At 39.1% G+C, this 23,968-nt stretch carries 21 protein-coding genes; 11 read left to right on the top strand and 10 right to left on the bottom strand.

What is annotated here, in order from left to right; genetic code table 11:
* Nucleotides 1-4: 4 nt before the first annotated feature.
* From B9Y81_RS14600 to B9Y81_RS14560, 9 genes are all read right to left on the bottom strand, one after another.
* Nucleotides 5-766, bottom strand: coding sequence for a glycosyltransferase family 2 protein (locus tag B9Y81_RS14600; RefSeq protein WP_085537634.1), 762 nt, complete (start codon nt 764-766; stop codon nt 5-7).
* A 12-nt stretch (nt 767-778) separates the two neighbouring features.
* Nucleotides 779-1,996, bottom strand: coding sequence for a glycosyltransferase (locus B9Y81_RS14595; RefSeq protein WP_085537633.1), 1,218 nt, complete (start codon nt 1,994-1,996; stop codon nt 779-781).
* A 75-nt stretch (nt 1,997-2,071) separates the two neighbouring features.
* Nucleotides 2,072-3,166 (bottom strand): glycosyltransferase, encoded by a 1,095-nt coding sequence (locus B9Y81_RS14590; RefSeq protein WP_085537632.1) that lies wholly within the window; start codon nt 3,164-3,166, stop codon nt 2,072-2,074.
* On the bottom strand, nt 3,153-4,334 hold the full coding sequence (locus B9Y81_RS14585; protein WP_085537631.1) for an O-antigen ligase family protein: 1,182 nt from the start codon (nt 4,332-4,334) through the stop codon (nt 3,153-3,155). The genes B9Y81_RS14590 and B9Y81_RS14585 overlap by 14 nt, the downstream gene beginning before the upstream one ends.
* A gap of 81 nt (nt 4,335-4,415) precedes the next feature.
* Complete coding sequence (locus B9Y81_RS14580) at nt 4,416-5,423, bottom strand: ATP-grasp domain-containing protein (protein ID WP_085537630.1); 1,008 nt, start codon at nt 5,421-5,423, stop codon at nt 4,416-4,418.
* Nucleotides 5,420-6,430 (bottom strand): glycosyltransferase family 2 protein, encoded by a 1,011-nt coding sequence (locus B9Y81_RS14575; protein WP_085537629.1) that lies wholly within the window; start codon nt 6,428-6,430, stop codon nt 5,420-5,422. Before B9Y81_RS14575 ends, B9Y81_RS14580 begins: the two co-directional genes overlap by 4 nt.
* A gap of 4 nt (nt 6,431-6,434) precedes the next feature.
* A complete protein-coding gene (locus tag B9Y81_RS14570) occupies nt 6,435-7,961 on the bottom strand; it encodes an MATE family efflux transporter (protein ID WP_085537628.1) in 1,527 nt (508 codons plus the stop codon).
* Nucleotides 7,962-7,968: 7 nt separating this feature from the next.
* On the bottom strand, nt 7,969-9,246 hold the full coding sequence (locus B9Y81_RS14565) for a nucleotide sugar dehydrogenase (protein WP_085537627.1): 1,278 nt from the start codon (nt 9,244-9,246) through the stop codon (nt 7,969-7,971).
* A gap of 1 nt (nt 9,247) precedes the next feature.
* Nucleotides 9,248-10,231 (bottom strand): SDR family oxidoreductase, encoded by a 984-nt coding sequence (locus tag B9Y81_RS14560; protein ID WP_085537626.1) that lies wholly within the window; start codon nt 10,229-10,231, stop codon nt 9,248-9,250.
* 459 nt (nt 10,232-10,690) lie between these two features.
* On the opposite strand from B9Y81_RS14560, the gene B9Y81_RS15545 reads away from it, so the two are divergent.
* The 6 genes from B9Y81_RS15545 (at nt 10,691) to B9Y81_RS14530 (ending at nt 14,417) form a co-directional block, all read left to right on the top strand.
* The gene (locus tag B9Y81_RS15545) at nt 10,691-11,173 is read left to right on the top strand and encodes a hypothetical protein (protein ID WP_085537624.1); all 483 of its coding nucleotides are present in this window, start codon (nt 10,691-10,693) and stop codon (nt 11,171-11,173) included.
* Nucleotides 11,174-12,037: 864 nt separating this feature from the next.
* Nucleotides 12,038-12,202, top strand: coding sequence for a hypothetical protein (locus tag B9Y81_RS15345; RefSeq protein ID WP_176221501.1), 165 nt, complete (start codon nt 12,038-12,040; stop codon nt 12,200-12,202).
* 695 nt (nt 12,203-12,897) lie between these two features.
* Nucleotides 12,898-13,347: an HU family DNA-binding protein gene (locus B9Y81_RS14545; protein ID WP_085537623.1), complete on the top strand. Its 450-nt coding sequence runs from the start codon at nt 12,898-12,900 to the stop codon at nt 13,345-13,347.
* A 20-nt stretch (nt 13,348-13,367) separates the two neighbouring features.
* Nucleotides 13,368-13,586 carry a hypothetical protein gene (locus B9Y81_RS14540; protein ID WP_085537622.1) on the top strand — a complete coding sequence of 73 codons (219 nt, stop codon included), beginning with the start codon at nt 13,368-13,370 and terminating at the stop codon, nt 13,584-13,586.
* On the top strand, nt 13,570-14,013 hold the full coding sequence (locus B9Y81_RS14535; RefSeq protein ID WP_085537621.1) for a D-Ala-D-Ala carboxypeptidase family metallohydrolase: 444 nt from the start codon (nt 13,570-13,572) through the stop codon (nt 14,011-14,013). The genes B9Y81_RS14540 and B9Y81_RS14535 overlap by 17 nt, the downstream gene beginning before the upstream one ends.
* A complete protein-coding gene (locus B9Y81_RS14530; RefSeq protein WP_085537620.1) occupies nt 14,010-14,417 on the top strand; it encodes a hypothetical protein in 408 nt (135 codons plus the stop codon). The genes B9Y81_RS14535 and B9Y81_RS14530 overlap by 4 nt, the downstream gene beginning before the upstream one ends.
* A gap of 25 nt (nt 14,418-14,442) precedes the next feature.
* Here the strand turns inward: B9Y81_RS14530 and B9Y81_RS14525 are convergent, their stop codons facing one another.
* Nucleotides 14,443-16,374, bottom strand: coding sequence for a UDP-N-acetylglucosamine 4,6-dehydratase family protein (locus B9Y81_RS14525; RefSeq protein ID WP_085537619.1), 1,932 nt, complete (start codon nt 16,372-16,374; stop codon nt 14,443-14,445).
* Nucleotides 16,375-16,771: 397 nt separating this feature from the next.
* Between B9Y81_RS14525 and B9Y81_RS14520 the strand changes: the two genes are divergently transcribed.
* From B9Y81_RS14520 to B9Y81_RS14500, 5 genes are all read left to right on the top strand, one after another.
* A complete protein-coding gene (locus B9Y81_RS14520) occupies nt 16,772-17,248 on the top strand; it encodes a DoxX family protein (RefSeq protein WP_085537618.1) in 477 nt (158 codons plus the stop codon).
* A 198-nt stretch (nt 17,249-17,446) separates the two neighbouring features.
* Entirely contained in the window at nt 17,447-21,136 is a 3,690-nt protein-coding gene (gene purL, locus B9Y81_RS14515; RefSeq protein WP_085537617.1) for a phosphoribosylformylglycinamidine synthase, read from the top strand.
* A gap of 113 nt (nt 21,137-21,249) precedes the next feature.
* Entirely contained in the window at nt 21,250-21,831 is a 582-nt protein-coding gene (locus tag B9Y81_RS14510) for a porin family protein (RefSeq protein ID WP_085537801.1), read from the top strand.
* A 105-nt stretch (nt 21,832-21,936) separates the two neighbouring features.
* Nucleotides 21,937-22,470, top strand: a complete 534-nt coding sequence (locus B9Y81_RS14505) for a hypothetical protein (protein WP_085537616.1) — start codon at nt 21,937-21,939, stop codon at nt 22,468-22,470.
* 130 nt (nt 22,471-22,600) lie between these two features.
* Nucleotides 22,601-23,887: a porin family protein gene (locus tag B9Y81_RS14500; protein ID WP_085537615.1), complete on the top strand. Its 1,287-nt coding sequence runs from the start codon at nt 22,601-22,603 to the stop codon at nt 23,885-23,887.
* The last annotated feature ends 81 nt before the right edge of the window (nt 23,888-23,968 follow it).

Genomic DNA, 23,968 nt, shown 5'->3' with positions numbered 1-23,968 from the left:
TATATTATTTGTTTCCGAACAACTCCGTTATTTTATATAAATATTTCAGCATAAGTAATGGTAGATTTGTATAAATATCATTATACTTACAGGCTCTAACTATCTCTTGATTTAATATTAAATTACTTCTCCACGAACGTGTACTTTCTCCTCCTGTTCGCATCGTTACAATATCAAACTGTAAATATTTTGTTTTTAGCTTTTGTTTGTATAAAAATCGAATCAACAATTCATAATCAGCAGCAATCTTATAATCAATCCGGTAGAAACCAAACTCTTCAAAATATTTCCTATAAGTATAGAAAGAAGGGTGAGCAGGCATAAACCCAAAACGAAACAACTTGGGTGAGAAGATTTGGGAAGAATAATAACGAACCGTTTTGCTCAAATCCTTAGGTGAAACAAAACGAACATCACCATATACAGCCTGTATATCTTTATCTTTAAAGGTCTCTACAATCTTTGCAATACAATCTTCATTTGCAAAAAAGTCGTCCGAGTTTAGAATGCCAACAATCTCTCCGCTTGCCAATCTAATCCCTTTGTTCATCGCATCATATATTCCTTTATCCGGTTCACTAATCCATTTTAGCCGTCCTTCAAAAAGCGATTCGCATTCTTTAACAATTACTAAAGAGTTATCATTAGATGCTCCATCTACAATAATGTATTCAATATTAGCATAAGTTTGCAACAAGACTGACTCTATTGTGTCTTTTAAGGTCTTTTCTGCATTATAACAAACTGTTATTATGGATACTTTCATTATTTATCTACGTTATTTCCTTAAAAGAGAATTATACAATTCTATATATTCCGCATACCGATCTTCCTTCTTATAAAAAGCAAGGGCACTATTTCTACACGCTTCACTATAGAACCGCTTTCCTCTTTGCTCTATTTCATCAACACATTGCAATATTGCATTAATATCACCTTGTTCTATAACAAAACCTGTTTCAGCAGTTACTGATTCAACACTTCCTCCGGTACGATAAGTTAACACAGGTGTACCACATGCCAATGCTTCTAAATTTGTAGTAGGAAAATTATCTTCCCATGTCGGATTTATAAATAGATCAGCAACATTATAAAGTTCAGCTAACTCCTGAACACTTTCTGTTCGTTGTATTCCTTTTATATTTTGAGGTAATCCTTTTATTTGTTGTTTCGACAATCCCACCAGAATAATAATTATATTATTGGGAAGTCTTTCTGACAATTTAATAAAATCGTCGAAACCTTTCCTTTTACTCCAAACACTTGCCACTCCCAATAAAACCGTTTGATTTTGTATAGCATATTTATTTCGAAGTGCTAAATGGTTTTCCAGTGGGGTAAAAACATCTGTATTAATACCATTATGGATGGTTTTAATTGATGCATCATTCAGAAAAGACTCAGAGACGATTTGATTTAACCAATTGGAAACTGGTATCAGTGTCAGATTTTTAACAGATGTGAAAAGATTTTTTTTCAATATGAAATTTTGTCTGGAACGATCAAAAAAAAGACTTCCTGGATACTCCTGTTTTTGCGGACAACTAAAACACTGAGTTTTCCATTTTTCACATTCAACATAAGAAAAATGCGAGCAATGTCCTGTTATAGGCCAACAATCATGTAATGTCCAAACAATGGGTGTATCTATTGATGCTAAATAATTAAATAAAATTTCAATATTCAAATAATAACCATGTATATTATGCAAATGGATTATATCAGGTTTTATTATCTCAATCTGCTTTATTAATTGCCTTGTTGCTGATTTAGAAGCTAATCCATGTTTATCAAAGAGGCGCGTTTGTATTCCATGCCATCTAATATAACAAGAGTTTCCTATTTTAATTTTACGAGAGTTACTTTCACTATCATTCCTACCGTAAGCTATGTAACTTGTCCAACCATGTGTTATTGCTAATTGACCTATTTCCTCCGCGATTCGTCCGGTTGATCCAGAATTAATAACGGAGTTTATTTGGATAAGGATGCTCATTTCAAATGTCTAAATTACTTTTTTGATAATAATCAATTCTTTTTCAGAAATATTCAACTTATTATAAATAAGAATTTATTGGGATAATAGAAAAGTAAAGTATTCCGAACAGATACTCTCCACCGAGAATTTTTTAACACTCTCACGCGCATAAAAACCCATTTTTTCTCGTTCTTCCTTATGTTCCATTAGAAAACGTAATTTGTTTTCAAACTCAAAATCATCAAAAAGAGAAATTAAAAACCCATTACGCCCATTTTCTATTAAATCAGAAGGACCTGCAATACAATCATATGCTATAACTGGCAAGCCGGCACTCATCGCTTCACCAATCACATTCGGAAAGCCTTCACTACTTGAAGTAAAAGCGAAAATTGAAGATTTTAACAAAAAAGAGTCAACTTCTCTTTGGTTTCCTACAAGTTGAATAAAATTCTCCATCTTCAAATCTTTAATTTTACTAGCTAAAGCTATACTGTTATTCTGTTGATCAGCATCCCCTCCAACAATAATCAACCTCCAATTTTCATTATTGATCTTTGTAAAAATATCAATAAGTCGATCAAAATTTTTTGTCGATATTAGTCTACCGACAGAGATAATCACGTTCTCCCTTATATCCTCTTTCTTTTTTACTATATGTCGTATAGGATTACCAATAACCCTTACATTCGTATTACAAAATTGCGACTCATATAGGTCTCTTGCTTTAGTCGTTTGAGCTATTACTCCATCCGCACGTTTATATAATATTTTACGTAATGTATCTTGCCTATAGCCAAATGTTTTGTTAGGTTGACATCTATCAGAGATATAAATAGGGTACTTTAATCCAAACAAAGACAATAGAACTAATGAATTCCACAATTCTCCAAAACTTAAAATTACAGTAGGCCTTATTTCTTTTATTTTTCTACGAAGAAAAAAGATCGTTCTTAAAGTCATCCATTTCCTGTATTCATTATTAAAGTCAAATGACGGTTTATGAACTATAATTTTAGAAGATATTGGGTAAAAAATACTACGCTCCTTACCATATAGAATTAAATGACATTCTATATATGGAATTTCGCAAATATAATTAAGAAGCTCACTCATAACCCTCTCCATTCCTCCAGAGCCTAAAGAAGGTATTAAAAAAACTATTACTTGAACATTATTCTCCTTCATCAGATAACTTATTGTGTTTTTGGGGGGAGTGGGAAGATGTCTGCTGTGTCAGATAAGCTAATAGAATTGCTTGTGTATAACTTCCCATAGTAGTATACCACATAGAGAAAAATGAGATAAAAAGCCAAACTATAGTAATTGAAAACAATAAATAACGTTTATCCAAAGCCAATTGCTTATTCCGAATCGTTTTAAAAACAGCATAGAAAAGGAATAAATAAACAGCAACCCCTATCAACCCAAAACTTGAGAGCAACTCTAACCAATCATTGTGTGCAAAAAAACCTCCTGTCATACCTAAAGAACTAGCAAAACCATAACCCAATAATATGTTTAAATAAGATTCACTTTTATACCATTCATTCCAAATGCTTTGATAAATCCAATCTCTTCCACTACTATCTCCTTCCGCCATAGAAACCAACCGATCCATAAAAAATTCATTTGATACAACTGTGCTATAGACATAATATAAAAAGGCACTTAAAACTATAATGATTAAAAAATAATAGTAGTTTCTCTGTCTTTTATCAATAGTCTTCAACTGATAATAAAAATACAATAGAAAGTATATCCCTCCTGCAATAAAAGCTCCCCGCTTTGCTCCCGCAATAATAAAAATAAATAGTAACATAAAGGATAATAAGGAAAGTAACTTCTTCTCTTTTATCAAAAACACAAATGGTATAAGTCTAACAAATGAATAAGCAACATTATTTACAAGATCACCGTCCATTGATCTATTAAGTAATATTTGATAACGATTTGCAAAATAAAACAGAATAGTTACTGGCAAAATGATTAAAAAAAAAGTTATCAAATGCTTAGATTCCAAACATCCTTTTTTTGAGAAATAGTAAAAAGCATAAAAAGGGAGTAAACATCCTAATATTTCTTTAAATGCTCCCAAATGCATGGGATCACTATAATTTGCAGTAAAAATAAAACCAACGATATTAAGCAGCAGTAAAGCTGTCCATGCTTTATAAAATAGAGGCTTTCTCTCTTTTAACAGTAATGTCTTTACAAAGAGCCAGCTACATATTAATAAAATAAGAAAAAGACATAGTTGTGAAATAGTACTCCCTTTAGGATAAACTACTCCTTGCAAATAATAGATAGGGAAAAGCAGAAATAATAAATTCCGAGTATTTGATAATTTAAACATCTAAATAAATCTTATTGTTTGAACTTAGAACAAGACTTCCTATCAAGACTTAAAACTCTTTCGCACAAGAATGAAAAAAAATTATCCTTTCATCAAAATTTCTACCAAATGAGCAGGTATATTAATTGTAGTCTCATGCCAATGCAACTGCTCATCCCAATATCCTAAACTGTTCTTTATTCCATCAGTACCAAAGCCATAACTCATTTCTACAATTAAAGGATTATTCGATGAATCAGTAACAAAGTCTAAAGCAACAGATTGTAAGCCTAACTTTTTAGAAACCTCAAAAGCTATTCGAACTGCACCAAGGTCAATCCCGTCATAAGAAAAATCACCACTACCTGATGCTCGAAAGTCATTTTTTCGAACAAAACGTCTTTCACCAAAAGCCTTTTCAGCTCCAATAACAACTATTCTTGTATCAAAACTATTATCTGGAATAAAATCTTGAAAATAAATATAACCTTTTTCGCGACAATGCATTCTAGAAAAATCAGTAGAGATAAAAAGTCTAGCGATTCCTTTGCATATACTCAACAAAGAATCCTTTCCATCTTTATATTTCCGTATCCTTTCGTTGAGACTTCCCCATCTATCAAATTGAGTAAAACCTTTACTAAAAGCACGATTTATCATTTTTATAGCCTCTTTTGGGGTCTTAACTAACTTTACATTCATACTACCAGCTCCCCCACGTAGCTTAAAAACCTTTGGGAAGGTTGTTTTATTAACCCATTCTAAAGCAGCTTGTTTGCTATAAAAAGCATAAGTTGGCACTATAGATACTCCAATTGCTTCTAACAAATACTTCTGTCCTAATTTATCATCAAAATGCCATCCTGTATTGAAATCGGGAAAGACTTTTTTTCCAGCAATTTGTAACGAATAGAGAAGTTGTTTAGCAAACAAAACGTCTTTATAATTTCCATGATGATGATGCCACATAAAGGCATCACAATCTTCAACTTGCCTAACAATGTCAAAATTATACGCATTGACTATTTTATAATCAATATTATTCTCTTTACAATATTCTATCCAATGGTCTGAAAAGCTACCAGGACTATCGTGTATTGCTATTTTCATTTCTTTTTGTTATTTTTTAACAACCTAAAACATTTGTTTACTGTTAACCAAAATTGACTTTTATTTATCATGCTCAGTTTTATAATTAAAAGCTTAATCACTGCTTCTCTTATTGGGTATAATTTAATAAGACTATTTATACTTATATATTTATTGAAATTAGGTATATCAATAAATGAATTTAAGACAAATATTTTATGCCCATTTTGCAATAAATTACAATATGTGTCTATGCTCCTTTTAATAGTCAGTTTATACAACTCTTCATCTTCTATAAACATTTTATCTCTAAAATTCCAAAATGCAATAATAGAACTAAGAGCTTTTTCGGAAAGCTGAACCTTAGTTGAAGATTCAATATTTTGAAAATAATTATATACAACTTCAGAAATGACCTCTATTTTTGATGTATTCTTAACTATTTGATAAAACAAATATGCATCTTCAGCATTTATAAAATCTTTGTGGGTAAGATATTGCTTTTGTTCAAACAATTCTTTTTTATAGATTTTTCCCCATAAAGAATGACTCATTTCTTTTTTTAATAGAGATAGATAGACCGCCCGTTGATCACCTCCATAAAGAAGTTGATTATTTGACACATTACCATATTGCTCGTTAGAATAAGCCAACCAATAATTCCCTACAACAATATCAGCTTTTGTGTCTTTGATTGCGTTATAAAGAGTTTCTAAAGCATGCACAGGCATATAATCATCACTATCACAAAAAACGATATAATTTCCTGACGCATTGGAATAACCGACCATTCTAGTCCAAGCAAGTCCCATATTATTACCATTTTCGATAATTTTGAGACGCTTATCTTGTTTAGCATATGACTTTGCGATATCAATAGATTTATCTAAACTTCCATCATTGACAACAATAATTTCAAAATTTTGATATGTTTGATTTAAAATTGAATCTAAACACCGGGCTATATATTTTTCAACATTGTATAAAGGTATTAATACAGAAATTATATCTTGATCATTCTTTTTCATAAGCTCACTTCTTATATATTAACTCTGTAATTGAGTTCAATTGTTTCTTATTCAATATAACTTTTATGCAGAAAATAAACAACACTAGAGATATGATCATAATAATAAAAATCGACCAAACTGGGCTATCTAATGCGTTGATAACAGGAGTCAATAGTATTGTTATAGCAGCAACGCCACTCATAACAATAAATATTTTAAGAAAGTTCTGTACTATAATTTTCCGGGTATTGGGGTAAAATCTTGAAAAATAGAGTCCATTCAAAAAATAACTTTGCAAAACACCTATAACAAGCCCAACAACAAGAATATAATCTATAAATTCCATACGTTTATCAGCTTGAGACGCTAAAAAATATAGAATAATGAAATTAACTCCTCCTAAAAAAACTGTCATCAAAGCTGGGAATCGAACTTTATTCCAGGCTCTTGCTGCAAAAGCAAAAATACCTGCAGCAGAATAAAAAGGAACTAATGCTAATTTTACAATAAGCCACTTATTATATTCTACAAACTCTTCTCCGATCCATATTTTTAGAATAATAGGAGAAAAACCAGCAAGTACGCCAATCATAACCGCAACCATCACTCCCACACTCACAGATCGATCTAAAGTCATCTGTTTGACATCATCATGTCTATCATTTGCATATGCAATCAAAATTAATGGTCCAAATAAACTTCCGACAACAGAAGCTACAATCATTGTATAATTCCCTAACTCTGTAAAAGCTCCTAAAATTCCAGATTCTTTTGACGACCAAAATATGTTTACCAAAATATTATCTATTCTATAAAGCATCGTATCTCCAAATTGGTGTAGCATTGTCCAGAGAGCCATAAACCCAACAGCTTTCAAAACAGTTCCATTAAATTTTGAAAAAGACAGGCTTACTTTCCCTTTAGAAAACCGCACGAATATCAAGATACTATATAACAGTAATAGCATTTCTGTTATAAAGCTAGCTAAACCTACATAAGAAATATTATTACTAAAAGCAGTAAACAGAAAGAAAACAAACAACCATTTTCCGGTTACTCTGATAATTTTAATGATATTTAGAATATCTAAGCGATTAAAAGCATATAAAGTTACATTAAAAACGCTTGAGAAAAGGGAAAATATAAAACTCAAGAAAGTATAAAGAAACAATAATTTGGCATTAGAAATCAGTTCGATGGGTATTGTAAATACTTTATCTACATGTTGGATTAGAAGATAAATAGGAATAACCAAGAATGATATAATTCCAAACATAGCTATCAAAGAAGTGCTTAAACATTTAGAAGCTTTTTCTTTGTCTCCTTTCTGCAAAGCAATGGCATAAAAGCGAGTAAGAGCACCCGTTAACGAACCTGTAACCACACTGATATACTGATTCATAACAAGCGCCAAAGGAATAATACCGTAGGCAATAAGTCCTAAATTCTTAACTAAATAGGGAGTATAGAATATCCCAACAGCAACATTAGCTAATAAACTTAGAATATTAAAAATAAGATTTTTCCGAACTTGCCCTGGCTCTGACACTGTTTTATTACAATCGATTGTCACTATTCTTACTAATCCCTTTTACATCGTAAAGAACGCTCTCCTCTTTAAGAAGTTTTAAAAGATCAATATTCAAAAGATCTTCATGCGCCACAGCCAGTACCACGGCATCAAACTTCCCTTCAGGAAATTCCTTCGTTGTAACAAGTCCATATTCGTGCATCACTTCTTTTGGGTTTGCCCAAGGATCGTAAATTGTAATATTCGCTTCGTATCCTTTTAATGCTGAAACAATATCTACCACCTTTGTGTTGCGCACGTCGGGGCAATTTTCTTTGAACGTAATTCCCAGAATCAGAATGTTTGAGTTTTTAACGCAGAGACCTTTCTTAATCATACATTTTACAACCTGAGAAGCTACGTATTCGCCCATACTGTCGTTCACTCTTCTTCCTGCCAAAATGATTTCGGGATGATAACCATATTCCTGTGCTTTTTGTGCCAGGTAATATGGGTCTACGCCAATGCAGTGTCCGCCTACTAATCCCGGTTTGAAAGGCAGAAAGTTCCATTTGGTTCCGGCTGCCTCCAACACGTCGTGGGTGTCTATTCCCATACGATTGAATATTTTTGCCAGTTCATTCACAAAGGCGATATTGATGTCGCGTTGGGAATTCTCGATTACTTTTGCAGCTTCTGCTACCTTTATTGTTGGTGCCAAGTGTGTTCCGGCAATAATTACGGATGAATACAAGGCGTCTACTTTCTTACCGGTTTCGGGTGTAGAGCCGGAGGTTACTTTTTTTATTTTTTCTACCGTATGTTCTTTGTCTCCCGGGTTAATCCGTTCGGGGGAATAGCCGGCAAAGAAATCTTCATTGAACGTTAATCCGGATATCCGTTCTACTACGGGAATACAATCTTCTTCCGTTGCTCCCGGGTAAACGGTCGATTCATAAATTACAATGTCGCCTTTCTGAATTACCTTTCCTACGGTTTCACTCGCCTTGATTAATGGAGTAAGATCAGGGCGGTTGTTTTTATCCACCGGAGTGGGAACGGTTATCACATAATAATTACAGGCTTTAATATCGGCCGGATCGGATGAGCAATACAAGCCTATTGCGCTGTCTGCTTTGGGCTTAAGTGTTGCTTGTAAGATATTATCTTCTACTTCGAGGGTATGGTCTTTACCACTCATCAGTTCATTTACGCGTTTCGTGTTAATGTCGAAACCTACAACCGGGTATTTGGTTGCGAAAAGACGGGCTAAGGGAAGTCCTACATAACCTAAGCCAATTATAGCAATACGTATCTCTTGCATTTTATTTCAAATTAGTCCAATACCATTCAACTGCTTCTTTCAATCCTTCTCTCATGCTGTAGGTCGGATCATAACCTAATAATTCTTTTGCTTTGTAAATACTCGCCAACGAGTGGGGAATATCGCCTAATCTGTTCGGCCCGTGTTTGATCTCTACATTCAGGATTTCAGGATCATAAACACCCAAAAATTCTTTCAGATAACCTGTAAGTTGATTCAACGTTGTTCTTTCTCCATAAGCGGTATTATATACCGTATTGACGGCTTCTGTTTTTGTTGTACTCAAAGCCAGGAGATTCATTTGAATTACATTCTTTATATAGGTAAAATCACGGGAGTATTCGCCATCACCATTAATCACCGGCGATTCATGATTGATCAGTTGTTTTACGAATAAAGGTATAACAGCGGCATAGGCTCCGTTCGGATCTTGACGGCGTCCGAAGACGTTAAAGTAACGAAGTCCGACACATTCTATATTATATGTACGCGAGAAGACATCCGCGTATAATTCATTCACATACTTTGTAATAGCATAAGGGGAAAGCGGCTTACCGATCACGTCTTCTACCTTGGGTAGAGAAGCGGAGTCGCCATAGGTTGAAGAACTGGCAGCATAGACAAAGCGTTTTACTCCTGCGTCTCGGGCAGCGACCAACATATTCAGAAAACCGGAGACATTTACGTCATTAGTGGTGATCGGGTCTTTGATAGAACGAGGTACTGATCCTAAAGCGGCTTCATGCAGTACATAGTCTACTCCATCTACGGCTTTTTGGCAATCTTCCAATTTACGAATGTCGCCAACTATCAGTTTAAAATTTTTATTCTCCAGAAAAGGGGTGATATTTTCAGGCTTGCCTGTAGAAAAATTATCTAAGCAGACAACAGAATGTCCCTGCTGGAGAAGTGTTTCACACAGATTGGAGCCGATAAATCCGGCACCACCGGTGACTAAAATTTTTGATTGTTTCAAAGTTATCATTTCTTCTAAATATGATATACATTAATTATAAGTGTTCTCTAACTAATTTGCTCATCCTGCATTGCAGTGTTGAACTACCAAACCAAAGGGCTAAAAGATAGGGTAAAAAAAGATTTTCTCAAAGGGTGATCTTCCATTACCTTTCAATATCTTTTCTCTATTTTTGCCCCTCGTTTTTCAAGTTGTTTTTGTGCTGCTTTTAGAGGGTTTTTATCCGACTTTATTTCGGGCCTCTAATTGCATTACTATATAAAAAAAAAGATATCCTTTATGTTTGGAAAAATATCCTTTATTTTTTCAAAAATAACCTTTATGTTTTTACCGTTTTTAAACTCCTGAAACACAATGATTTGCAACAGGGCTTTTTGAACGCGTTTTTTTATAGGTGTTCGGGCTTCATTGGCTGCCTTCCCGGAATGCCGGGAGGACCAAACCAATCCCCTCTCGTATACTTAACTTATGAAAACTACATTGGAACGGGTCTTTGCCGTTCTGGGCTCTTCTCGCCCTACTGCTCCTTTATGCAAGGAGGTGTTTAATCAACTGTCGGAAACAAAGCGTAATCGTTTGAGAAAAGATCTCTTTTTTCTGGCGTTCGTGCATTGGAAGGATCTTCCACTGTTTTTTCGCCGGTTCCTGGTCCGTTTGTTTATTCAGGATCGTGAGCTTTTGCTTTGTTATCTTTTAGAGGATACGCCGTTGGGTGAATTACGGTGTCCGCTCTATAAGCCGGATTTGCTGCTGACCTTGTTGCATATTTTGGAGAAAAGTAAGGTGAATGGGCGAAAATCTTATCTGCATCTGGCGTTTTCGCTTCTCATCGCTTTCCGGTATCCGTACACGTTGAGAACCTTGGCTGAGTATTTGCGTACTAAGCAGCCCGTGGCCGGCGAATTGCTCCAATTGGCCGGACTTATTGAAATCACCGGAGATTTCGATTGATTTTCGTTTTTTGCATGAGGGCGATTTTATCGCCCTCATCAACAAAACTATCTATTAATCATCCAATTACTCCTTGTCATCCTGAGCCTGTCGAAGTATCTCATACCATATATACTATCCATCCATACTTTCTCCTATCGTTTTACTACCCTCTATGCAGAGATCTCTCCGCTTCGGTCGAGATGACAGGGGAGGGATGGTCGAGATGACAAGGGAGGGTGGTCGCAATGACAAACAGGTCGGTCGGTGTTCGTAGGGGCGAAAAAACTTTCGCCCTGTACCAACGGGACTATCATCATATTTTTGTTCCACCTGTTTAGTATAATAAACCGAACATCCATAATGGAATACGGTTTTTGCGTCCTAATTCTATATCGTCTACAGCCAGATAGCTGGCCGGTTGTTCTTTTATCTGATCGAATGTTTTACTCTTTCCTCCTACTTCAAACAGGTATTCTAAATATATAATGTTCGCGAATAGGCGTTTCTAATGACAGCATTTCGATATTTATAGCGTTTTCACTGATAGAAAAGTGAAAGTTGTTCTTTTTTTAGCTTTTTGAAAAGTTATTTTCGTGTTTTACTATTTTAATAATGCGTTTTTTTCGGAGCAGGAACCCCTTTGTCATCCTGAGCTTGTCGAAGGATCTCATACCATATATATTATCTCATACTTTCTCATACTATCTCCTATCGTTTTACTACCCTTCATACAGAGATCTCTCCACTGCGGTCGAGATGACAAGGAAGGTGGGCGAGATTATTTGATTCACATTGTCATCCTGAGCTTGTCGAAGGATCTCATACCATATATATATTATCTCATACTTTCTTATACTCTCTTCTATCGTTTTATTACCCTCCATGCAGAGATCTCTCCGCTTCGGTCGAGATGACAGGGAGGGTGGGCGAGATGACAAGGAAGGTGTCGGAATGACAGAGAGAAAAGCGGATCCTACCCGGAAAAGAGCGCGATGCCGCGAAAAGCGGCGAGCCGTGAAAAAACCGGCCTCACTGGATGAGCGTTAAAAAAAACACGGAGCGAAAGCGTTAAAAACAAATCGTTGTTTGAGCGTAGCGAGTTTTCGATTTGTTTAGCGAAAGCGCAGTGTTTTTTAGCGAAGGAAGTGCAGCCTTGATCTTTTTTGCTTCGTTTTTTGGATCAAGCCAAAAAATGATGTGGGGTCGCAGGGGTGAAACCCCTTAAAACCCTGTCCCATCCACTGTCATCCTGAGCTTGTCGAAGGATCTCATACCAACCCCTTGTCATGTTGAGCTTGTCGAAACATCTCATATCATATATATATTATCTCATACTTTCTTATACTCTCTCCTATCGTTTCATTACCCTCTATGCAGAGATCTCTCCGCTTCGGTCGAGATGACAAGGAGGGTGGGATGACAGGGAGGGTGGGATGACAGAGAGGGTGGGCGTGATAACAGAAGGGAAATGTTTGAATCGTTATTGTTGATTCTTGAACAAATATTAAAAAGTTCTGTACTCATCTTTAATCTGCCCTTTGTGTGCGCTCTTCTTGTTTTTTTTGAATTGGGGTGAATTGTCGGGAATTTGGTGAAATATACAGGTGTTTTTTGTCTGTTCTTTCTGATTTCCAGCTTTTTGCTTGCTCCTATTCAGCCCAATTTGTCCCTCTTCGCTGCCGTTACCTTTGCAATGTCTTATTTAAACAATTATTTATTAACATTTTAAACATTTATTTTTTATGGAACATCAATTTAAATTAGTTCAACGTTATTCAAAACCTGGTGACACAACTTCTGAAAAGAAATGGTACGCAAGTGCTAAAAGTAACGGTGTCGCAACGATGCCGGATGTATGTAGCTTGATTGCCGCGAGAAGTACGGTTTCCAGTGCTGACGTGAAAGCGGTTCTCGACAATCTTAACTATGTGATCGATTATCACTTGAAAGCAGGACGTACGGTCAAACTTGGTGAACTGGGCAACTTCCGCATGACAGTAAGAAGTGAAGGTGCCGCGGAGAAAAAAGATTTCTCGCAGAGCATGTTGCGTGGTGCCAAGATCGTGTTCACTCCCGGTGCGTCTTTGAGAGAAACGCGTATAACAACGCGCTTTAGCCAAACAAGTGAGGGGAAACCGAAGAATCAGACTGAGGAGGATAATGATCAGACTGAAATCGGGGGTGACCTGTAAGGTTTTACTGAACGGAGCGTATGCATAAAATGCGGATCCAATTAACGATGGCCGTGCTACTAACTGTAGCCGGTCTCGTTTTAATTTTCTGCTCTTTTTGGATTGATCCACCGGGGATGATCCATCAGAGTGTATTGGTCGCTTTCGGCGAGATATCCACGTTTGCCGGAGCGTTGTTTGGTGTTGACTATACGTACAAATTAAAAGAACGACAGAATAATAATGAAACAAAAGAGTAATGAGTTGAGTAACGGTGAGATTCGCCTGAGTGAACATTTTCGCTTGCAGGAGTTTACCTACAGCCGGGTGGCTATTGAAAATGGTATCGAGAACGCGCCGCCGCTTCAGGTGATTGAGGCTTTGCGTAATCTTTGTGTCCGGTTGCTGGAGCCGCTCCGGGTTTGTTGCGGTAATTGTCCGATGCATATCCTGAGTGGGTATCGATGTTCGCTGTTGAATAAACGCGTGGGAGGTGTATCCTCGTCTCAACACCTCACCGGTGAAGCAGCGGATTTGTATATGACCGACTTCGGACTTCTGATCCGCACTCTCCGTTCGGTTAATTCTCCGGAGTTCGATCAGGCGATCTATTATGTTAACAGGAATTTTGTTCATCTTTCTTATTCATCCACCGGCATAAACCGGCAACAGCTTATTTATGTATGAATGGTCGATGTGTACTTTTTCTTTTGTTGTTTTTATCTGCTTGCGCAACCGGCAGAAAGCAAAGTGAGCACCGGATGCAATCGTATTTGCTAACGGACAGTTCGTTGTTTCGCGGTTCGGTAAACCGGATTGTTTCTGAACGGTTATTGACGCGTAATGTTCGTTTTGCTCCTCCGGACAGTTCCGGTAAGCAAGCGGTTGTTTCGGTGACTGAATCTCACCTTATTCGGGCGGAAACGGATAGTTCCGTCATGTTGCGACAAAACAAGCTGGTTGAAAGGGAGGCTTTAGAAAGCGAATTTCAGCACAGTCGGGAGGTTTCTCCGTTTGCGGTTGTTCGTCCTTTCGTTTGGATCGGCTTAGCCGGTTTGCTTGTTTTTTATCTTTTCAGAAAAAATTGGTAAAAGCACCTTGTGCCGGAAAACAGGATTAAACTGCTTTTCCTTTCAGTTCTTTATCCAGTTCTTCGAACACGGAATTTTTACTGATAAATTCCGGAATGATTTCTTTCATTTTACGTACGGTATCCACGATTTCGGTTGTATGCGCAACCTGAATTAATTCGTCGATTTCGGGAAGTAGCTGTTGGTAACAGCAATCCCGGACACTGGCTACACGTATTTTTTCGTGAGGTGTTGGTAGTGTTGTTTCCTGGGCACTCAACACCTCTTCGTATAGTTTTTCTCCCGGTCGGAGACCTGAGAATTTTATTTGAATGTCTTTTCCGGCTTCTAATCCGGCCAAGGAGATCATCCGGTTGGCGAGGTCTACGATCTTTACCGGTTCGCCCATATCAAATACGAATATTTCGCCCCCTTGCCCCATCGTTCCGGCTTCGAGCACCAAGCGGCAAGCTTCCGGAATAGTCATGAAGTAACGGATAATATCGGGATGAGTCACGGTTACCGGTCCGCCTTTCGCTATTTGTTCACGAAACAAAGGAATGACCGAGCCATTGCTTCCCAACACATTGCCGAAACGGGTGGTTACAAAACGAGTGGATCCGGACAAGATTCCTTGTTTTAACGCGCCGTTCAGACTCTGCACATACATTTCGGCCAATCGCTTTGAGGCACCCATTACGTTTGTGGGGTTTACGGCTTTATCGGTGGAGATCATTACAAATTTCTCGGCCTTATGCTTAATGGACGCATCCGCCACTACGCGTGTACCATAAAGATTGGTACGTATAGCCTCACAAGGATTTTCTTCCATCAGGGGCACATGTTTGTAGGCCGCCGCATGGAATACAATCTGAGGTTGATAGCATTTGAAAATGGAGTTGACCCGCGTAGCGTTGCGCACATCGCCCAAGATTACGGAGTATGTTAATTGGGGGAAAAGCTCGTTGAGTTCTAAGCGGAGGTTGTGCATAGGGGTTTCGGCACTGTCGAACAGTACCAGATGCTTAATCGGGAATGAACAGAGCTGACGGCATATTTCACTGCCGATAGATCCCGCGGCTCCGGTAACCATCACAATTTTACCGTTGAGTTCGTGCCCTATTTCTTCCAGGTTAATTTCGATTTCATCCCGGCTAAGGAGGTCTTCCACCCGAACTTCAGCCAACGGACGGTTGAAGCCTTTGTGTTTATTGAACTCATTAATGGGTGAGAGGATCAGCATACGGACTTTTAGCGCCTCGCAGTAGCGCACCAACCGATCACGTTCGTTTTTCACCTCCCGGTCGCTCTGAAAAAGAACGGCCTTTATCTGATGTTTCTTTTGCAAAGCGGCAAATTCCTCTTTGCCGGAAGCGACAAATACATTATAACTGTTGATCCGGTACAGGTCTTTCCCTCCGAATTGCAGGAAACCGACCATGTGGTATTCGCCGATCGTATCAGGAAATGAAGAGTGCATTGATGCCTTTTCATGCAGGTCACTTTTGAAGACAAGTATGTTTCCTTTGGATATACTTATTGTACGAACCAGGTGATTATAACTCATAATCATCACGGCACGAAGGGTGATCAGCGCGAAAAAGGTAATCAGGAAATCGAGCAGGATAGTAATGTAAATAAAGGGAGCAGGTACATGTGGCAGTAAGAAGAAAACGATCACCGCCAAAAGTGTAACTTTCAGGATGACTGCCAATGCAATACGTCCGGTTTCGGAAAACGAAGAATGGCGGATTACTCCTTTATATATCTTAAAGGAATAGAAACTGACCAAACTGCTGAATGCCGAAAAAAGGCCGATACAGATGAACTGTTGCCACGTAAGCAGCCTTGCAAACACAAAACAGGTAAGCAGGAAAGCTCCAACGCTGGACAGCGTGGATATTAATAGATCATTCAGCAATATTAACCACCTACTGAGGTACTTAGCCGAAAATATCCGGATAAGAAAAGTAAACATAAGCGTCAAAATAAAGTAATATCTTTACACAACAAAGCTCGTCAGTCACAGACAAACGGCTCTAAACTATGCACGGTAATAAAGTTCTAAAATAAACCGTGACAATGCTATTCTCTTTCATAATAACAAAAAAACAGCACTATTGGAAACAAAAATACACTTATTTATCATATAAGCAAATTTATTCTAATCGATTTATTTTATAATTCAAGCGTTATCCGTATTAACGCATTGTCTATTAGCTTATAACATTATTTTATTCCCTTTTGACATTTTTTTAATAATCCTAATCTTAACGAGCTTATAAAAACACGTACAAAAGATGAACAATAAAAAAAACCTTGCGATATTGGCAGATAGTTCCTAACTTTCCACCCTGTTAATTTTTACTTGAACTATGTCTGTTTTAAATAAAATACTTTTTGGGATCAGACCTGTAAATAAGGTCAGTTCTGTATTTTTGCTTGCGGCTCGCCTTGTTTTCGGCTGCACGTTCATGTCTCACGGATGGCAGAAATGGACGCAGGCAGAGTCTCTTTTGCAATCTTTCCCCGATCCGTTAGGGGTAGGAAGTCAGGCATCGTTGGTGCTGGCCTTGTTTGCCGAAATTGTTTGTCCGTTGGGTTTTATCCTGGGCTTTCTTTATCGTTTGGCTTTAGTCCCGATGATCTTTACCATGCTGATGGCCTTTTTCGTTATTCATGGCGGAGATCCTTTTGCGATACGTGAACTTTCATTTCTATACCTGGCCTTGTTTACTTTTTTATTGATCATTGGTCCGGGGCGTTTTTCAATTGATTCGTTGATCAATCATGCTGTCAATAAACGGAACCGTTCTTACGACTCGTATTCCGGACTGGATTATTCGAGGTGATGCGGAGCTATCTTTTTTTTCTGCTCGCTTAGGCTTTCTTTTTTTCTGATTCTTTGAGCCTTTATTGTTAGCACGCAAACACACAGCCACATAGCTGATAAGGGTGAAAGATTTGCTTGCTCCGGGGGTTGGCTTCGGGATTTTAATTATCTTTGCAGAACTTATCGTATTCATTACTATATAATAAAAAACGACGATATGATTCTTTTCTTCAGATCATCTACAAAAAGTTTGCTGGCGGTGGAAACTGCTCAGCCTTTTTCTTCCGAAAATATTCAAAAGTTAGTCTGGTTGTTTAGTGAAGCAACCCCAATTGATTCGGAAAACATTGCCGGATGGCACGTAGGTCCGCGCAGGGAAATGATTACCCCGTGGAGCACAAATGCCGTGGAAATCACGCAGAACATGGGCCTTTCGGGTATTTCCCGTATTGAGGAGTATTTCCCGGTTTCTTCTGCCGAAGCAGATCACGACCCTATGCTGCAACGTATTTACAACGGACTGGATCAGGAGTTGTTCACGATCAATAAGCAGCCGGATCCGATTATTTACATCGACAACATTGCTGCCTATAATATAAAGGAAGGCTTAGCGTTGAGCGAAGATGAAGTGTCTTATCTGGAAGAGGTAAGCGAAAAGCTGAATCGCAAGCTAACCGACAGCGAAGTGTATGGCTTCGCACAGGTGAATTCAGAGCATTGCCGCCACAAGATATTTGGGGGTACTTTTGTAATTGATGGAGAAGAAAAGGAAAGTTCTCTTTTTAACCTGATAAAAAAAACATCTGCAGTAAATCCGAACAAACTGGTTTCTGCTTATAAAGATAATGTAGCGTTTTGCGAGGGTCCGGTTGTGGAACAATTCGCCCCTTTGAGTGGCGATAAGCCTGATTTCTTCGCTATTAAAGATATTAAAACGGTGATCTCGCTGAAAGCCGAAACACATAACTTCCCAACTACCGTTGAGCCTTTTAACGGAGCTGCAACGGGTACGGGAGGAGAAATACGCGACCGTTTGGGTGGCGGTAAAGCTTCCTTGCCTATCGCAGGAACGGCTGTTTATATGACTGCTTATCCTCGTACGGAAGGTTCCCGTGAATGGGAAAAGATCATGGATCCGCGCCAATGGTTGTATCAAACGCCGGAACAAATCCTGATCAAGGCTTCTAATGGAGCATCTGATTTTGGGAACAAGTTCGGCCAACCGCTTATCTGTGGTTCGGTACTTACTTTCGAACATGAAGAAAACAACAAGAAATATGCTTACGATAAGGTGATCATGCTTGCCGGAGGTGTTGGTTTCGCAAATATGCGTGATGCGTTGAAAGGCGAACCGAAACCCGGTGAAAAAGTGGTACTTCTCGGAGGTGACAATTATCGTATCGGCATGGGCGGCGGTGCTGTTTCGTCGGTAAACACCGGACAATACACCAGCGGTATTGAACTAAATGCCGTACAACGCGCCAATCCGGAAATGCAGAAACGCGCGGCCAATGTGATCCGGTCCATAGCTGAATCCGACGAAAACCCGATTGTTTCTATACACGATCACGGCGCAGGAGGACACCTGAACTGTTTATCGGAATTAGTTGAAGCTACCGGTGGCAAAATAGACATGAGCAAGCTGCCGATTGGCGATCCTACTCTTTCCGCGAAAGAAATTATCGGGAATGAAAGTCAGGAGCGTATGGGGCTGTTAATGGAAGAAAAAGACGTAGAACGTGTAAAACGTATCGCAGAACGTGAACGCGCTCCCATCTATGTGGTTGGCGAAACGACCAATGACATGCAGTTTGTTTTTGAACAGGCAGATGGCACTCGTCCAATTGATATTAAGCTGGAATACATGTTTGGCAAACCGCCCAAAACAGTCATGACCGACAACACGGTTGAGGTATCTTATCAACCGGTTATTTATAAAGAATCCGAGTTACACCAATATCTGGTAAACGTGCTTCAGTTAGAAGCTGTTGCTTGTAAGGACTGGTTAACCAACAAAGTAGACCGTTCGGTAACCGGTAAAATCGCGCGCCAACAATGCCAGGGTGAACTACAATTACCGCTGAGCGACTTGGGTGCTGTTGCATTAGACTTCCGGGGAAAAGCCGGAATCGCCACGTCTATCGGTCATGCTCCGCAAGTGGCAATGATCGACCCGGCCGCAGGATCAGTAATGGCAATCGCCGAATCATTGACAAACTTAGTGTTTGCTCCTTTGAGCGACAAAATAGAAGGTGTTTCGCTGAGTGCGAACTGGATGTGGCCTTGCCGTAACGAAGGCGAAGACGCACGTTTATATAAAGCGGTGGAAGCAGCCTCTGATTTTGCCTGTTCATTGGGCATCAATATCCCTACAGGGAAAGACTCACTCTCCATGACGCAGAAATACGGAGACGAAAAAGTGATTGCTCCGGGAACGGTAATCATTTCGGCCGGCGGTGAAGTGAGTGATGTAAAGAAGATCGTCTCGCCCGTACTATCCAAAGAGAAAGCGAGCGTGCTGTACTATATAGATTTTTCATTTGACACATTGAAGTTAGGTGGATCGGCTTTTGCTCAAACGCTAAACAGATTGGGCGACGAGGTTCCTACCGTACAGGATGCGGAATATTTCCACGACGCGTTCAACGCTGTGCAGGAAGCAATCGAGAAAGGACTGATCTTAGCCGGACACGATATTTCCGCAGGAGGTATGCTTACGGCTCTGTTGGAAATGTGTTTCGCGAATGTAGAGGGTGGATTGGAAGTAAACCTGGATAAGCTGGCGGAAACCGACCTTATCAAGATTTTGTTTGCCGAGAACCCGGCAATCCTCGTTCAGGTAAAAGAAAAGAAAGCTTTTGAAAAGCTATTGGAGGAAGCAGGTGTAGGATACGCGATCATCGCTAAACCAACCAGCGAACGCCATATCCTAATTTCGAAAGACAATGCTCAATATCATTTCGGTATCGATTATATGCGTGACGTATGGTATCAGTCTTCATACAAGTTAGATATCAAGCAAAGTGGTAGCTTGTGCGCAGGTAATCGTTTTGAAAACTACAAGATGCAGCCGATTGAATACAAACTGAACAAGTCATTCACCGGAAAATTATCGTCTTACGGTGTGTCTGCCGACCGCCGGGAACCTTCGGGCATCAAAGCGGCTATCATTCGGGATAAAGGCACGAACGGCGAACGTGAAATGGCTTACACCATGTATTTGGCCGGATTCGATGTAAAAGACGTTCATTTAACGGACTTAGCCTCCGGGCGCGAAACCTTGGAAGATGTAAACTTCATCGTATTCTGCGGCGGTTTTTCAAATTCGGATGTATTGGGTTCGGCTAAAGGATGGGCAGCAGGCATCTTATACAATGAAAAAGCGAAGACGGCAATCGATAAGTTTTATGCTCGTAAAGACACGTTGAGTCTGGGTATTTGTAACGGCTGCCAATTAATGGCCGAACTGGAGTTGCTTTATCCTGAACATGAGAAAAAGCACAAGATGACTCATAACGAGTCGCATAAGTTCGAGTCTAATTTCGTAGGACTGGAGATTCCCAAAAACAACTCTGTAATGCTTGGTTCACTAAGCGGCACGAAGTTAGGCGTTTGGTTAGCTCACGGAGAAGGTAAGTTCTCTTTCCCTTACGATGAAAAGAAATACAATGTAATTGCCAAATACAACTACGATGGCTATCCTGCCAATCCGAACGGCTCACCTTGGTCGGTTGCCGGTGTATGTTCGAAAGACGGACGTCATTTGGCAATGATGCCTCACCCCGAACGCTCCATCTTCCCCTGGCAATGTGGTTACTATCCTGAAGACCGCAAAGACAATGACCAAATAACCCCATGGTTAGAGGCATACGTCAACGCCAGAAAATGGATTGAAGAAAATAAGTAAAGGCTAAATACAAACATTTAAAAAAAACGTCATTGATTAACTCAGTTAACCAATGACGTTTTTTTGTTTATATTCGCATTTCAATTTAACAACCATTTTTAATGATAAGTCTTATGAAAAAGTTAATCCTCTTATTTTTCACTTTATGCGCTTTACAAGTTAGTGCACAAAAATTTCATTTCGCACCGAGAATAGGCATGAACATCGCCAACGTAACTAATTCTGATTCTGATAGCCGTATCGGATTAAATATTGGCTTTGCCGGTGAAATGGTGCTTACACCAAAGTTCTCACTCGAATCGGGCTTATATTATTCGATGCAGGGTGCTAAAGAAGACAACATCAAACTCAACATTGATTACATCAACCTCCCTATTCTGGCTAAAGTTTATGCTTATGAGGGGCTGAATTTCTTCGCCGGTCCGCAATTGAGTTTCAAAACAAGTGCTAAAGGAAAAACCGGCGCTGTAACTGTTGATATGCCAAGTGGTCTGATCAAAGGTTTCGACACCGGTTTGCAGATTGGCGCAGGCTATCAATTCGACATGGGGCTTCAGCTTTCGGCATCTTACACTTACGGACTTATTGGCGTTATGGACTTAGATAAAGCAAAAAATATCACTGGAGGTTATGTCGGTGATGACGAAAATGGGAACAACAGCGTATTCCGGATTAATTTTGGCTGGAGGTTCTAACAAATATTAAATAATATGGATTGAGTGCCCTTTAGGTCTAAAAATCATTACTTTTACATTATTGGCGACTTAAACGAGTTGATTATTAAACAAAGACATAATGACATGAGGACAATTAAGGGTATTAGCAAGCTGTTTCTGCTGTTTTGTATAATAACACTAACGTCTTGCGGAAAAGATGACGATAGACAAGAATTCACACTGAAGGATGCTGTTTTCGAATATACGTATGACTTGGGTGTAGCTAATAAAGGCGGACAGATTACTACACCTGAGAGCAGCATTACATTGGATGCCCTTTTAGTGGAATATCCCTATAACGGCACCATAAAATCGGGAAAATTAAACCTGACAAGTGAAACATCTATTATTGTCAGTGCTAAAAACAGCAACCTTGAACTGAAAAACTTTACACTGACCGTAAACAAAATGAACCTTAACTTAGGTAACCTAACCGTAGATAATACGGAGCTCTATAATTCAGACAACCTGGATTACGTTAAGAAATTCTTCAATAGGATGGTTTCAGAGAAGAAATTAACGATCAGCTCTACATTTACTCCCTCGCGAAAAATAACGGATGAAGACGAATTAACGATCAAGTTTGTTATTAAGGCCGACTACATTTACCTGCAGTAGCGCCTTTATTTTTCTTTCCCTACATCTTCTGTTTTATATTCTTAATCTTTTTGAATTATATTTGTAATATATATGTCGTTATTTTGTCGGCAAAATAAAAGTTCTGTTCATATTAAACAGATTATCAGGGATGAGAAAAATAAAATTTACGCTTTTACTTGCAGTATCATTACTGTCCGCAACTTCTTTTGCGCAAGAAATCGAACGATTAGATGAGCGTATTGACACATTGTCTAATGAGGTGGAAACGCTGGATAAGATCGTACGGAATCTAAGCAAATTCAAAGTTTCCGCGTATATACAAGGTCAGTATCAATACGGTCAGAAAGACGCTACGCTAAAAGTTGGCGATAGTAACGAGAATCCGGAGAAAGGCTTTAACCGCATCGGCATTCGTAGAGGGCGTATGAAGTTCGCCTATGACGATGGAATTGGCACAGGAGCTGTACAGATTGAAGTGAATGACAAAGGGGTTAGTTTTCGAGACCTGTATATCGGCGTTAAAGACCCTTGGACAAAACGCAATCAGCTAATGGCAGGGGTGTTTAACAGACCCTTCGGACACGAAGTTACCTTTTCTACGTCCAGCTTGGAATCGCCGGAGCGTGCAACCGTTATTCAATATTTCTTTCCGGACGAACGTGATCTCGGCGCCATGCTTTCTTTACGCACACCGATTGAATCGCCCTTGAATTTTCTGCGTTTAGATGCCGGAGTATTTGCCGGAAACAGTATCAACCGGGAAACCGACAACCGGAAAGATTTCATCGGACGCCTCGGAGCTTCTAAAAACATAGGCAAAGATATGCAATGGGGGCTCGGGTTTTCGTACTACAACGGAAGCGTTTACAATCCTACCTCAACCGCTTTCGAGATGGAAGATAAACATTTCAGACCCGTAGACAAAGGCAAAACAGGCAGTTTCATGAAAAGAGAATACTTCGGATTGGATGCCCAGTTCAGTCTGCTTTCGGCTATGGGGAAAACAGAACTACGCGCCGAAGGACTGTGGGGAACACAACCGGGAATCACCACAAGCAGCAGAAGCCCTAACTACAGCTCTCGACCAACCAACCTGGAGGAAAACGCGCTCTATGCCCGTCCGTTCTTAGGCTATTTCTTTTACTTTATACAAGACATTGGCAGCAGTCCTTTCTCTTTCGTTTTGAAATATGATGCCTATGACCCGAACACCAAGATCAAGGGAGATGAAGTTGGCCGGGAAGAAAGTCTTACCCATTCCGCAGATCTTGCGCAAAGCACAGTGGGCGTTGGCGCCTTATACCGGTTCAGCAAGCATATCCGCCTTCAGTGTTATTACGAATTCAACTCCAACGAAACGAGCGATTCGGTGATTGGCTATGAAAAAGACCGTAAAGACAACGTACTAACCGTTAGGCTTCAATACAAATTCTAACAGCATTAACAGAAATGTAATACCTGTTTCACGTTGCTGAAACATGACATTGTTTTCTTTGTATCAGATAATTATAATGCT

Origin of the sequence: Massilibacteroides vaginae (assembly GCF_900178525.1) — a bacterium.
GTDB lineage: Bacteria > Bacteroidota > Bacteroidia > Bacteroidales > Tannerellaceae > Massilibacteroides > Massilibacteroides vaginae.
This window is presented reverse-complemented; position numbering and strand designations above follow the sequence as displayed.

Bases quoted from the DNA above. Each gene is read 5' to 3' on its own strand.
- B9Y81_RS15545 (WP_085537624.1), top strand. From the start codon at position 10,691: ATGAAAACTACATTGGAACGGGTCTTTGCCGTTCTGGGCTCTTCTCGC.
- B9Y81_RS14520 (WP_085537618.1), top strand. From the start codon at position 16,772: ATGTCTGTTTTAAATAAAATACTTTTTGGGATCAGACCTGTAAATAAG.
- B9Y81_RS14510 (WP_085537801.1), top strand. From the start codon at position 21,250: ATGAAAAAGTTAATCCTCTTATTTTTCACTTTATGCGCTTTACAAGTT.
- B9Y81_RS14545 (WP_085537623.1), top strand. From the start codon at position 12,898: ATGGAACATCAATTTAAATTAGTTCAACGTTATTCAAAACCTGGTGAC.
- B9Y81_RS14530 (WP_085537620.1), top strand. From the start codon at position 14,010: ATGAATGGTCGATGTGTACTTTTTCTTTTGTTGTTTTTATCTGCTTGC.
- B9Y81_RS14580 (WP_085537630.1), bottom strand. From the start codon at position 5,423: ATGAAAATAGCAATACACGATAGTCCTGGTAGCTTTTCAGACCATTGG.
- B9Y81_RS14535 (WP_085537621.1), top strand. From the start codon at position 13,570: ATGAAACAAAAGAGTAATGAGTTGAGTAACGGTGAGATTCGCCTGAGT.
- B9Y81_RS15345 (WP_176221501.1), top strand. From the start codon at position 12,038: ATGCAGAGATCTCTCCGCTTCGGTCGAGATGACAGGGAGGGTGGGCGA.
- B9Y81_RS14505 (WP_085537616.1), top strand. From the start codon at position 21,937: ATGAGGACAATTAAGGGTATTAGCAAGCTGTTTCTGCTGTTTTGTATA.
- B9Y81_RS14575 (WP_085537629.1), bottom strand. From the start codon at position 6,430: ATGAAAAAGAATGATCAAGATATAATTTCTGTATTAATACCTTTATAC.
- B9Y81_RS14540 (WP_085537622.1), top strand. From the start codon at position 13,368: ATGCATAAAATGCGGATCCAATTAACGATGGCCGTGCTACTAACTGTA.
- B9Y81_RS14585 (WP_085537631.1), bottom strand. From the start codon at position 4,334: ATGTTTAAATTATCAAATACTCGGAATTTATTATTTCTGCTTTTCCCT.
- B9Y81_RS14525 (WP_085537619.1), bottom strand. From the start codon at position 16,374: ATGTTTACTTTTCTTATCCGGATATTTTCGGCTAAGTACCTCAGTAGG.
- B9Y81_RS14590 (WP_085537632.1), bottom strand. From the start codon at position 3,166: ATGAAGGAGAATAATGTTCAAGTAATAGTTTTTTTAATACCTTCTTTA.
- B9Y81_RS14565 (WP_085537627.1), bottom strand. From the start codon at position 9,246: ATGCAAGAGATACGTATTGCTATAATTGGCTTAGGTTATGTAGGACTT.
- B9Y81_RS14560 (WP_085537626.1), bottom strand. From the start codon at position 10,231: ATGATAACTTTGAAACAATCAAAAATTTTAGTCACCGGTGGTGCCGGA.
- B9Y81_RS14500 (WP_085537615.1), top strand. From the start codon at position 22,601: ATGAGAAAAATAAAATTTACGCTTTTACTTGCAGTATCATTACTGTCC.
- B9Y81_RS14595 (WP_085537633.1), bottom strand. From the start codon at position 1,996: ATGAGCATCCTTATCCAAATAAACTCCGTTATTAATTCTGGATCAACC.
- B9Y81_RS14600 (WP_085537634.1), bottom strand. From the start codon at position 766: ATGAAAGTATCCATAATAACAGTTTGTTATAATGCAGAAAAGACCTTA.
- purL (WP_085537617.1), top strand. From the start codon at position 17,447: ATGATTCTTTTCTTCAGATCATCTACAAAAAGTTTGCTGGCGGTGGAA.